The sequence below is a fragment of the Pseudomonas sp. IzPS59 genome (assembly GCF_014863505.1).
Classification (GTDB): Bacteria; Pseudomonadota; Gammaproteobacteria; order Pseudomonadales; family Pseudomonadaceae; genus Aquipseudomonas; species Aquipseudomonas kribbensis.
The window spans coordinates 935,957-947,843 of sequence record NZ_CP062251.1 but is presented as its reverse complement, the minus strand read 5'-3'; the positions used below and the strand labels follow the sequence as shown (position 1 = coordinate 947,843).

Genomic DNA, 11,887 nt, shown 5'->3' with positions numbered 1-11,887 from the left:
ACCCTCTGAAGCAAGCTCCGCTACTGGCGCGCGCTTCGCATGATATTCACCGGCCTAACTTACTACATTACCTACAGCTCTGGCAGGCGCCGTCTGTAACCCTTTGTGAAACACTTTCTACACAATATTCGCTTATGCACGCGGGGCGAAATACGAAAAACCTATCACCCCGCCAAAAAACTTCGTTTTACTCGTTACCACCGCGATAACCCCAAGCCAGCATGTACTGCTCGCGGGAACTGTCTCGGGAAGAGTCCGGCTTGATCATCTGGACCTTGTCGAATTTCCGACGAGCGTCCTTCAGGTAAACATCGAACCCCTCACCCTGAAATATCTTGATCAGGAAATTACCGCCCGGCTTGAGAATCCGCTCCGCCAGGTCAAGCGCCAGCTCGCAAAGAAACATGGCTTTCGGCATATCTACGGCAGGCGTACCACTCATATTGGGGGCCATATCGGAAATCACAAGGTCTACCTGTGAATTACCCACCGCCTCAAGGATTTGAGCGAGCACTTCATCCTGAGTGAAATCCCCCTGAATGAAGGTCACGTCCGGAATGCTGTCCATTTCCAGGATGTCCGAGGCGATCAGACGCCCCTGGCCACCGATCAGCCGACTGGTGACCTGAGACCAGCCGCCGGGCGCCGCGCCCAAGTCGACCACGCTCATGCCTGGGCGGATCAGTTTGTATTTCTCCTGGACTTCCAGAAGTTTGTAACTCGCACGCGAGCGGTAGCCATCCTTCTGCGCCTGCTTCACATAAGGATCGTTGACATGTCGTTTCAGCCAACCAAGGCTTGTCTTGGAACGCGCCATTGGGCACCTCGTTGATTAGGGTCGTGATTAATTGGGCGGATCCACGAGCCCTCGGGTAAAATGGCCGCCATTTTACAGAATCCAGACGAAAGGGTCAGATTATGCCGCTCACTCCAGAGCAGAAGAAACAGTACAAATCCATCGGCCACCACCTGAAACCAGTTTTGACGGTGGCTGACAACGGTTTGACTGAGGGTGTTTTAGCCGAACTCGAACGCGCATTGGCGGATCACGAGCTGATCAAGATCAAGCTCAACATCCTCGATCGCGAGGCGCGCCTGGCGTCCGTTGCAGAGCTGTGCAAGGTCGGCAAGGCCGATCTGGTTCAGGTCATCGGCAAGATGGCACTGATCTACCGCAAGAACTTCAGCGTCAACAAGCAACTGTCGAACGTTCATCGCTTCAAGTGATGAAAAGGGTCAAGGGTGTGCTTCGCGCACCCTGCCACTCCATCCCGGCACCGGCTGCAACACCAGTACCAGCCCGGAAAAACCCAGAACAAGATAACTGAACACCTGCCAGCGCTGCGCATCCGGCCAGCCGACACGCACTGCGACATACATCGCACTCGCATACAACGCCATCAGCAGCACTTGCCCGCGAAAATCCCGCCATAGACTGGCAAGGCCTTCGGCCCGTACCAGCACCAAAGCCTGAAAAACCACACACACGGCAGCAAAACCTACCACCGGCACTTCAAACGCACTGGCGACTTCGTCGATCAGCAGCGGTGCCAGGCCAATCTGGCCCAGCACCGGCCGCAGACCGAGGTGCACCAGCCATAAACCGCCGACCCACAACATCTGGGTCAACTGCCAGAGCATGGCGCCCGCCTGCAGCGGGCGCCCTGTTTCAGATGTGACGGACTTCGACAATCTCATACTCGATATCGCCGCCCGGCGTTTTTACGACGACCGTGTCACCCTCTTCCTTGGCAATCAAGGCGCGGGCGATCGGCGAGCCGACCGAAATCTTGCCGAGCTTGATGTCCGCCTCGTCTTCACCAACGATCTGGTAAGTCACGCTTTCATCAGTCTCGACGTTGGCGATTTCGACGGTAGTGCCGAAAATCACCTTGCCGGTGTGCGGAATGGTCGTCACATCGATGATCACGGCATTCTGCATGCGACCTTCGATGTCACGGATCCGCGCCTCGACCATGCCCTGCTGTTCGCGGGCGGCATGGTATTCGGCGTTTTCCTTCAAGTCACCCAACTCGCGGGCCGTACCGATGTCCTGGCTGAGCTTCGGACGAACGACCTTGGTCAGATGAGCGTGTTCCTCTTCCAGGGCTTTCGCGCCCTGGACGGTCATTGGGTATTTATTCATGCCTTCAATCCTGCGTGTAGATCCTGCAAGCGGCGCACGGTCTTCTCGGGACCGAACTTCAGCGCTTCGCAGATGGCTTCGCCAGCAGCAATGGTGGTGGTGCAGTAGATCTTGTGCTGCAAGGCGTTACGACGAATGGAGTAAGAGTCAGCGATCGACTGACGACCTTCGGTGGTGTTGATGATCAGCGTGACTTCGTCATTCTTGATCATGTCGACCACGTGCGGACGACCCTCGGTCACCTTGTTCACGCGACGCACTTTCAGGCCTGCAGCCTCGATCAGCTTGGCAGTGCCGGCAGTGGCGACCACTTCGAAACCCAAGTTGATCAGATCACGGGCCACGCCTGCAACCAGCGGCTTGTCGTCATCACGTACGCTGATAAATGCGGTACCGCCGGTCGGCAGTACTTCGCTCGCGCCCATCTGAGCTTTGGCAAAGGCTTCGCCGAAGGTGTCGCCGACACCCATCACTTCACCGGTGGACTTCATCTCAGGGCCGAGGATCGGGTCAACGCCAGGGAATTTGGCGAACGGGAACACCGCCTCTTTCACGCTGTAGAAGTTCGGGATGATTTCCTTGGTGAAGCCGATTTCCTTCAGGGTTTTACCAGCCATCACGCGAGCCGCGATCATGGCCAGGGAAACACCGATGCACTTCGACACGAACGGTACGGTACGGGAAGCACGCGGGTTGACTTCGATGACGTAGATGTCTTCGCCTTGCAGCGCCAGCTGAACGTTCATCAGGCCGACCACGCCCAGCTCCAGGGCCATTTTCTTGACCTGTTCGCGCATCTCGTCCTGGATGTGCGCCGGCAGCGAGTACGGCGGCAGCGAGCACGCGGAGTCACCGGAGTGAACGCCTGCCTGTTCGATGTGCTGCATGATCGCGCCGATCACTACATCCTTGCCGTCGCAGACCGCATCCACGTCCATCTCGATGGCGCAGTTGAGGAAGTGGTCGAGCAGCACCGGGCTGTCGTTCGACACTTGCACCGCGTCACGCAGGTAACGCTTGAGTTCTTCTTCCTTGTAGACGATTTCCATCGCACGGCCGCCCAGTACGTAGGACGGACGAACCACCAGCGGGTAACCGATCTTCGCGGCAGCGCGAACAGCTTCGTCTTCGCTGCGCACGGTGGCGTTTGGCGGCTGACGCAGATTCAGGCGCTCAACCATCTGCTGGAAGCGCTCACGGTCTTCGGCACGGTCGATGGCGTCAGGACTGGTGCCGATGATCGGCACGCCGGCCGCTTCGAGGGCACGAGCCAGTTTCAACGGAGTCTGGCCGCCGTACTGGACGATCACGCCTTTCGGCTTCTCGACGCGGCAGATTTCCAGCACGTCTTCCAGGGTCACCGGCTCGAAGTACAGACGGTCGGAAGTGTCGTAGTCAGTGGAAACGGTTTCCGGGTTGCAGTTGACCATGATGGTTTCGTAGCCGTCTTCGCGCAGGGCGAGAGCGGCGTGTACGCAGCAGTAGTCGAACTCGATGCCCTGGCCGATACGGTTAGGACCGCCACCCAGAATCATGATCTTGTCGCGGCCGGACGGCGCGGCTTCACACTCTTCCTCGTAAGTCGAGTACAGGTAAGCGGTGTCGGTGGCGAACTCGGCGGCGCAGGTATCGACGCGCTTGTAGACCGGGAACACTTCCAGCTTTTGACGGTGAGTGCGCAGGTTCTTCTCGGTGACGCCCAGCAGTTTGGCCAGACGCTGGTCGGAGAAGCCTTTGCGCTTGAGCTTGAACATCAGGTCGCGGTCGATAGCGGACAGACCCAGGGTCTTGACCTTCTCTTCGTCCTTGATCAGATCTTCGATCTGCACCAGGAACCACGGATCGATCATGTTCATGCCGAAGATTTCTTCGACGGTCATGCCGGCGCGGAAAGCGTCCGCCACGTACCAGATACGCTCGGCGCCCGGCACGGTCAGTTCGCGCTTGAGCACGCTCATGCTTTCCGGATTGCTCAGATCGACTTTCTCGTCCAGACCGCAAACGCCGACTTCCAGACCGCGCAGGGCTTTCTGCAGGGATTCCTGGAAGGTACGGCCGATGGCCATGACTTCACCAACCGACTTCATTTGAGTGGTCAGGCGAGCGTCAGCGTTGGCGAACTTCTCGAAGGCAAAGCGCGGCAGCTTGGTCACGACGTAGTCGATGGACGGCTCGAAAGACGCCGGGGTCTTGCCGCCGGTGATGTCGTTCGACAGCTCGTCGAGGGTGTAGCCGACTGCCAGTTTGGCCGCGACCTTGGCAATCGGGAAACCGGTGGCTTTCGAAGCCAGGGCCGACGAGCGCGATACGCGCGGGTTCATTTCGATCACGACCATGCGGCCGGTGTCCGGGCAGATGCCGAACTGAACGTTGGAACCGCCGGTCTCGACGCCGATCTCGCGCAGTACCGCCAGCGAGGCGTTACGCAGGATCTGATATTCCTTGTCGGTCAGGGTCTGAGCCGGGGCAACAGTGATCGAGTCACCGGTGTGCACGCCCATCGGGTCGAAGTTTTCGATCGAGCAGACGATGATGCAGTTGTCCTTTTTGTCGCGGACAACTTCCATTTCATATTCTTTCCAGCCGATCAGCGATTCGTCGATCAGCAGTTCCTTGGTCGGCGACAGGTCCAGACCACGGGCGCAGATTTCTTCGAACTCTTCACGGTTGTAAGCGATACCGCCACCGGTGCCGCCCATGGTGAAGGACGGACGGATGATGCACGGGAAGCCCAGGCGCTCGAGCACCGCGTTGGCTTCTTCCATGCTGTGGGCGATACCGGAACGCGGGCATTCCAGGCCGATGGCTTTCATCGCCTTGTCGAAACGCGAACGGTCTTCAGCCTTGTCGATGGTGTCGGCGTTGGCACCGATCATCTCTACGCCGAACTTCTCCAGAACGCCTTCGCGTTCCAGGTCCAGGGCGCAGTTCAGAGCGGTCTGGCCGCCCATGGTTGGCAGCACCGCATCCGGACGCTCTTTTTCGATGATCTTGGCAACGGTCTGCCATTTGATCGGCTCGATGTAGGTGGCGTCGGCCATGTCCGGGTCGGTCATGATGGTGGCCGGGTTGGAGTTCACCAGGATGACGCGGTAACCCTCTTCGCGCAGGGCTTTGCAAGCCTGGGCGCCGGAGTAGTCGAATTCGCAGGCCTGGCCGATAACGATCGGGCCAGCGCCGAGAATCAGGATGCTTTTAATGTCTGTACGTTTTGGCATGGGTTTGTCACTCAAATCCGCAGGTCAGTCGGCAAGCCGTCTTGATCGATTTCTGAAGTCCCGAGGGGGCCGCCGGTTCCGGGGCCGCCCTCAAGGGCTTCTCGCTACAGTCTCAAGGCGAGCGCTTAGCGTCGCTTGGCCATCTCGTTGATGAAGCGGTCAAACAGGGGTGCCACATCGTTCGGGCCCGGGCTCGCTTCAGGGTGACCCTGGAAGCTGAACGCGCTCTTGTCGGTGCGCTCGATGCCTTGCAGGGTGCCGTCGAACAGCGATTTGTGGATCGCACGGACGTTGGCTGGCAGGGTCGCTTCGTCAACCGCAAAACCGTGGTTCTGGCTGGTGATCATCACGACGCCAGTGTCCAGATCCTGAACCGGGTGGTTGGCACCGTGGTGACCGTGGCCCATTTTCAGGGTCTTGGCGCCGGAAGCCAGGGCCAGCAGCTGGTGACCGAGGCAGATGCCGAACACCGGAATTTCGGTTTCCAGCACTTCCTTGATCGCCTTGATCGCGTAGTCGCAAGGCTCCGGATCACCAGGGCCATTGGACAGGAATACGCCATCCGGATTCAGGGCCAGCACGTCGGCAGCCGGGGTTTGCGCCGGCACTACGGTCACGCGGCAACCGCGCTCGACCAGCATGCGCAGGATGTTGACCTTGACGCCGTAGTCGTAGGCAACCACGTGGTATGGCAGCTCGGAGGCTTCGATGGTCGCGTGGCTGTCGGTTTTCAGATCCCAGACAGTGGAGCGCCATTCGTATTGGGTCTTGGTGCTGACGACTTTCGCCAGGTCCATGCCCTTCAGGCCCGGGAAGCCTTGCGCAGCGGCGATGGCCGCTTCTTCGGAGATGTTGTCGCCGGCCATGATGCAGCCGTTCTGTGCGCCTTTTTCACGCAGGATGCGGGTCAGGCGACGGGTGTCGATACCGGCGATTGCCACAACATTGTTGGCTTTCAGGTAGTCGGACAGGGACATCGTGTTACGCCAGTTGCTCGCTACCAGCGGCAGGTCACGGATGACCAGGCCAGCGGACCAGACGCGATTGGACTCGGCGTCTTCCGGCGTGGTGCCGGTGTTGCCGATGTGCGGGTAAGTCAGGGTAACGATCTGTTGGGCGTAGGAAGGATCGGTAAGGATTTCCTGATAGCCGGTCATTGCGGTGTTGAACACCACCTCACCAACGGTCTGACCGTCGGCTCCAATGGCTTCGCCGCGAAAAATGCTGCCATCAGCAAGGGCGAGTATGGCTGGCTTAGTCAAGAAGACCTCCCGTAAATAACGCATGAAAGGGCAATCGCAGGTTGTAAAAAAGCGGAGTGACGTATGGACACGTCACCCCGCTTCTTCACTGAATTATTCTGCGCGCTTTTAGTGGACACACTAAAGCTGTAGCTTACAGAAAAAGGGATTTTTGGTCTACCGCCAATGAGCCCGAAAGGCCGGAGAATGCGACAGGGCGTCGCCAGGCGGAGCAAAACCGGCACAAACAGGGCGTTTGCGCCGGGTTCAAACAAGGCTCAACGCAGGTCGAGCACGTCCTGCATGTCATAAAGACCCGGCTCACGAGCATCCAGCCACAGCGCTGCACGCACCGCGCCCTTGGCGAACGTCATGCGGCTCGAAGCCTTATGGGTGATTTCCAGACGCTCGCCTTCACAGGCGAACAGCACCGTGTGATCGCCCACCACATCACCACCGCGAACAGTGGCGAAACCGATGGTTTCACGTTCACGCGCACCGGTGTGGCCTTCGCGGCCATAGACCGCGACTTTCTGCAGATCACGATCCAGCGCACTGGCAATCACTTCACCCATGCGCAGGGCCGTGCCCGACGGCGCATCGATCTTGTGACGGTGATGGGCCTCGATGATTTCAATGTCCGCATCATCACCCAGCACACGGGCCGCCATGTCGAGCAGTTTCAGCGACAGGTTGACACCGACGCTGAAGTTGGCGGCGAACACGATCGGAATATCCTTGCCCGCTTCGGCCAGCAACTGCTTCTGGGCAGCATCCAGCCCGGTCGTGCCGATCACCATGGCCTTGCCGGCCTTGCGGCAGAAGGCCAGGTTTTTCAGCATGACTTCCGGCAGGGTGAAGTCGATCAACACGTCGAACTCTTCCGCGACCGATTCCAGATTCCCGGACAGCGGCACGCCGATTCGACCGAGCGAAGCCAGCTCACCGGCATCCACCCCGATCAGCGTACTGCCAGGGCGAACGATGGCCGCTGTCAAACCGGTCAGCGGCGCGCGCTGCTGCACGGCCTCAACCAGAATCTTGCCCATGCGCCCGGCGGCGCCCATCACAGCTATACGTCGCATGCCGACTCCTTACAGATCGCCGAAGAAGCGCTTCACGCCATCGAACCAGCCGGTGGTTTTCGGCGAATGGCTGTTGTCATCCGCCAGAGAGCTGCGGAATTCTTCGAGCAATTCACGCTGACGACGGTTCAGATTGACCGGGGTCTCGACCGCCACACGGCACATCAGGTCGCCCGCACCACCGCCACGCACCGGCGCCACGCCTTTGCCGCGTACGCGGAACTGCTTGCCGGTCTGAGTCCCTTCCGGAATCTTCAGCTTCACACGACCGTCGAGGGTCGGGATTTCCAGCTCGCCACCCAGCGCCGCATCGACAAAGCTGATCGGCACTTCGCAGAACAGATGCTTGCCGTCACGCTGGAAGATCGCGTGCTCACGCACATTGATCACAACGTACAGGTCGCCGGTCGGGCCACCCTGAGTGCCCGCCTCGCCTTCGCCGGACAGACGAATGCGGTCACCGGTATCGACACCGGCCGGCACTTTGACGGAGAGGGTTTTGTATTCTTCAACGCGGCCGTCACCGTGGCAGGAGTCGCACGGGTCGGAAATGATCTTGCCCTGGCCATGGCAGCGCGGGCAGGTCTGCTGCACGGAGAAGAAGCCTTGTTGCATGCGCACCTGGCCGATACCGCCGCAAGTCGGGCAAGTCGATGGCGACGAACCTTTCTTGGCGCCCGAACCATCGCACGGCTTGCAGTTGACCAGTGTCGGAACGCGGATATTCACGGTGGTACCGCGCACCGCTTCTTCCAGGTTCAGCTCCAGGGTGTAGCGCAAGTCGCTGCCACGCTGAGCGCCACCACGGGAGCCGCCGCGACCGCCACCGAAGAAGTCACTGAAGACATCACCGAAAATATCGGAGAAGTTCTGACCGCCGAAACCGGCACCGCCGCCACCCATGCTTGGGTCGACACCGGCATGGCCGTACTGGTCGTACGCTGCACGCTTGCTGGAATCGGAGAGCACTTCATAGGCTTCGTTGGCCTCTTTGAACAGCTCTTCCGACGCTTTGTCATCGGGATTACGGTCCGGGTGATGCTTCATCGCCAGACGGCGATAGGCCTTTTTCAGGTCTGCTTCGCTTGAGCCGCGCTCAACACCCAACACTTCGTAATAGTCACGCTTAGCCATAAGTTCTTCATACTCTTGAGGACGTTCGGCAAACCCCTCCTGAGCTTCGCCAAACTCGTTGAGCCCCAATACAGGCCCGGACCCAACTCACGTCAATTCAACGATCCTGGTCTTTGATTCATGCGGTATTTTCGGCGCGAAAAGCAGGAGCATTCCCGGCCATACCGCCAACACGCGAAGCTTGTCGCATGCTGTAAAAATTCGCGTATTCCAGATACGCCAACGCGGGAGCAAGCTCCCGCGCGGCGACATCCTACCAGTCAGTGCCCAAAGGCAGTCAACCGGCCGACCAACAACTTACTTGTGGTCTTTGACTTCTTCGAACTCGGCATCGACAACATCGTCAGCCTTTTCAGCTTTCTCTGCGTGCGGTGCCGCGCCTTCGGCAGGCTGAGCCTGTTCGGCGTACATCTTCTGGGCAACCGGCGCAGAGACTTTCGACAGCTCTTCTACCTTGGCGTCGATGGCAGCCTTGTCGTCGCCTTTGACGGCGGCTTCCAGGGCAACCACAGCGGCCTCGATTGCAGTCTTCTCTTCTGCAGTCACTTTGTCGCCAGCGTCAGCGATCATCTTGCGAGTCGAGTGAACCAGTGCATCACCCTGGTTACGGGCAGCGGCCAGCTCTTCGAACTTGCGGTCTTCCTCGGCGTTCAGCTCGGCGTCGCGCACCATCTTCTGGATTTCTTCATCCGACAGGCCGGAGTTGGCCTTGATGGTGATCTTCTGCTCTTTGCCGGTCGCCTTGTCTTTCGCGCCGACGTGCAGGATGCCGTTGGCGTCGATGTCGAAGGTCACTTCGATCTGTGGCACACCGCGAGGCGCTGGTGGAATCTCGGCCAGGTCGAACTTGCCCAGGGACTTGTTCTGTGCGGCTTGCTTGCGCTCACCTTGCAGGACGTGAATGGTCACGGCGCCCTGGTTGTCGTCGGCAGTCGAGAACACTTGCGATTTCTTGGTAGGAATCGTGGTGTTTTTCTCGATCAGCGCGGTCATCACGCCGCCCATGGTTTCGATACCCAGGGTCAGCGGGCTGACGTCGAGCAGCAGAACGTCTTTCACGTCACCGGCCAGAACGGCGCCCTGGATGGCAGCACCCATGGCAACGGCTTCGTCCGGGTTCACGTCTTTACGAGCTTCTTTACCGAAGAAATCGGTAACTGCCTTCTGCACCAGAGGCATACGAGTCTGGCCACCGACCAGAATCACGTCGTCAATTTTGCTGGCGTCGATGCCGGCGTCTTTCAGAGCGATGCGGCATGGCTCGATGGTACGGTTCACCAGATCTTCGACCAGCGACTCGAGCTTGGCACGAGAGATCTTCACGTTCAGGTGCTTAGGACCGGTCGCATCTGCTGTGATGTACGGCAGGTTGACGTCGGTCGACTGCGAAGAAGACAGCTCGATCTTGGCTTTCTCGGCGGCTTCTTTCAGACGCTGCAGGGCCAGTGGATCGTTCTTCAGGTCCATGCCGGACTCTTTCTTGAACTCGTCGACGAGGTAGTCGATCAGGCGCATGTCGAAGTCTTCACCACCCAGGAAGGTATCACCGTTGGTGGCCAGTACTTCGAACTGGTGCTCGCCGTCAACTTCAGCGATTTCGATCACGGAAACGTCGAAGGTACCACCACCCAGGTCGTAAACGATCACGGTGTGATCGCCCTTGGCCTTGTCCATACCGTAAGCCAGAGCAGCTGCGGTTGGTTCGTTGATGATACGTTTTACGTCCAGACCGGCGATGCGACCGGCGTCTTTGGTCGCCTGACGCTGGCTGTCGTTGAAGTAGGCCGGAACGGTGATCACCGCTTCGGTCACTGCTTCGCCGAGGTAGTCTTCGGCGGTCTTCTTCATTTTCTTCAGGACTTCGGCGCTGATTTGCGGCGGAGCCATCTGCTTGCCGGAAGCCTCGACCCAAGCGTCACCATTGTTGGCCTTGACGATCTTGTAAGGCACCAGCTTGATGTCTTTCTGCACGACTTCTTCGTCGAAGCGGCGGCCGATCAGGCGCTTCACCGCGAACAGTGTGTTGTGCGGGTTGGTCACAGCCTGACGCTTGGCGGACTGGCCGACCAGGATTTCGCCATCGTTGGCGTAAGCGATGATCGACGGCGTGGTACGCGCGCCTTCGGCGTTTTCAATAACTTTGGCTACGCCGTTTTCCAGCACGGAGACGCAGGAGTTGGTAGTCCCCAGGTCGATACCGATAATTTTGCCCATGTTCACTCTCCCGAAACTTTGGATTTGGTTGCCGCAGCAGTGGTGGCTAACTGCGGTAATACTTAAACGCTTGACTTCTAAATGGGGGCCTTGCGGCTAATTTCAAGCCTTCTCGTCAATCGAAGGCGAAACTGGCGCCGGCGCCTTGCTGACCACGACCATCGCCGGACGCAGCAGGCGACCGTTGAGCTGGTAGCCCTTCTGGAACACTTTCAGAACGCTGTTCGGTTCCAGGTCAGCACTTTCCTGCATGGCCATTGCCTGATGTTCCACGGCGTTGAACGGTTTGCCTTCCTGCGGACTGACAGCTACAAGCTGATAGCGCTTGAGGGTGTCCTGGAACATTTTCAGGGTCAGCTCGATACCTTCGCGCATCGGACGGATGCTTTCGTCGTCCGGGCTCGACAGCTCGAGGCCGCGCTCCAGGCTGTCGACGATCGGCAGCAGGTCGCCGGCGAATTTTTCCAGTGCAAACTTGTGAGCCTTCTCTACGTCCTGCTCGGCGCGGCGGCGGACGTTCTGCAGATCGGCAGCTACGCGCAGAGATTGATCCTGCGCGGCGGCCAATTGCTCTTCGAGCACTTGTACACGGGTCGCCAGGTCATCACCCGAAGCCTCGGGCGCCTGATTGGCTTCTGGATTTTGCGTATCTACTGTCTGTTCGTCAGCCATAGAATTCTCCTTTCAATATCGTCCGCGAGTTCGATTCGCGCTTCTGCCCCGGTATATGGGGCCGCAAAATCAGGCTTCAAGGGCTGACAATGATTAACCCTACAAAAAAGTGCTGCATTGTCATTCCCGGGCGCGATAAGCATTTGATCGGGTCAAGCCAATCGAGCTAAGCGAGGG

At 58.9% G+C, this 11,887-nt stretch carries 10 protein-coding genes; 1 reads left to right on the top strand and 9 read right to left on the bottom strand.

The genetic code is table 11. The features are described from left to right. Positions 1–187: 187 nt before the first annotated feature. Positions 188–817: a 23S rRNA (uridine(2552)-2'-O)-methyltransferase RlmE gene (gene rlmE, locus IF189_RS04085; RefSeq protein WP_134825455.1), complete on the bottom strand. Its 630-nt coding sequence runs from the start codon at positions 815–817 to the stop codon at positions 188–190. A gap of 101 nt (positions 818–918) precedes the next feature. On the opposite strand from rlmE, the gene IF189_RS04080 reads away from it, so the two are divergent. Continuing rightward, positions 919–1,227: a YhbY family RNA-binding protein gene (locus tag IF189_RS04080; protein ID WP_011332401.1), complete on the top strand. Its 309-nt coding sequence runs from the start codon at positions 919–921 to the stop codon at positions 1,225–1,227. 9 nt (positions 1,228–1,236) lie between these two features. Here IF189_RS04080 and IF189_RS04075 read toward each other — a convergent pair whose 3' ends face one another. The 8 genes from IF189_RS04075 to grpE all read right to left on the bottom strand — a co-directional run bounded on the left by IF189_RS04075 (position 1,237) and on the right by grpE (position 11,710). Continuing rightward, entirely contained in the window at positions 1,237–1,641 is a 405-nt protein-coding gene (locus tag IF189_RS04075; RefSeq protein ID WP_085711851.1) for an MFS transporter, read from the bottom strand. Between the two features lie 28 nt (positions 1,642–1,669). Then, complete coding sequence (greA, locus tag IF189_RS04070) at positions 1,670–2,146, bottom strand: transcription elongation factor GreA (RefSeq protein WP_085711852.1); 477 nt, start codon at positions 2,144–2,146, stop codon at positions 1,670–1,672. Then, complete coding sequence (gene carB / locus IF189_RS04065; RefSeq protein ID WP_085711853.1) at positions 2,143–5,364, bottom strand: carbamoyl-phosphate synthase large subunit; 3,222 nt, start codon at positions 5,362–5,364, stop codon at positions 2,143–2,145. The genes greA and carB overlap by 4 nt, the downstream gene beginning before the upstream one ends. 125 nt (positions 5,365–5,489) lie before the next feature. Continuing rightward, a complete protein-coding gene (gene carA / locus IF189_RS04060) occupies positions 5,490–6,626 on the bottom strand; it encodes a glutamine-hydrolyzing carbamoyl-phosphate synthase small subunit (protein WP_085711854.1) in 1,137 nt (378 codons plus the stop codon). Between the two features lie 257 nt (positions 6,627–6,883). Next, on the bottom strand, positions 6,884–7,690 hold the full coding sequence (gene dapB, locus IF189_RS04055) for a 4-hydroxy-tetrahydrodipicolinate reductase (RefSeq protein WP_114881376.1): 807 nt from the start codon (positions 7,688–7,690) through the stop codon (positions 6,884–6,886). 9 nt (positions 7,691–7,699) lie between these two features. Then, positions 7,700–8,824, bottom strand: a complete 1,125-nt coding sequence (gene dnaJ / locus IF189_RS04050) for a molecular chaperone DnaJ (RefSeq protein WP_085711856.1) — start codon at positions 8,822–8,824, stop codon at positions 7,700–7,702. A 297-nt stretch (positions 8,825–9,121) separates the two neighbouring features. Next, positions 9,122–11,038, bottom strand: a complete 1,917-nt coding sequence (gene dnaK, locus IF189_RS04045; protein WP_085711857.1) for a molecular chaperone DnaK — start codon at positions 11,036–11,038, stop codon at positions 9,122–9,124. 102 nt (positions 11,039–11,140) lie between these two features. After that, positions 11,141–11,710, bottom strand: a complete 570-nt coding sequence (gene grpE / locus IF189_RS04040; protein WP_192552875.1) for a nucleotide exchange factor GrpE — start codon at positions 11,708–11,710, stop codon at positions 11,141–11,143. Between the last annotated feature and the right edge of the window lie 177 nt (positions 11,711–11,887).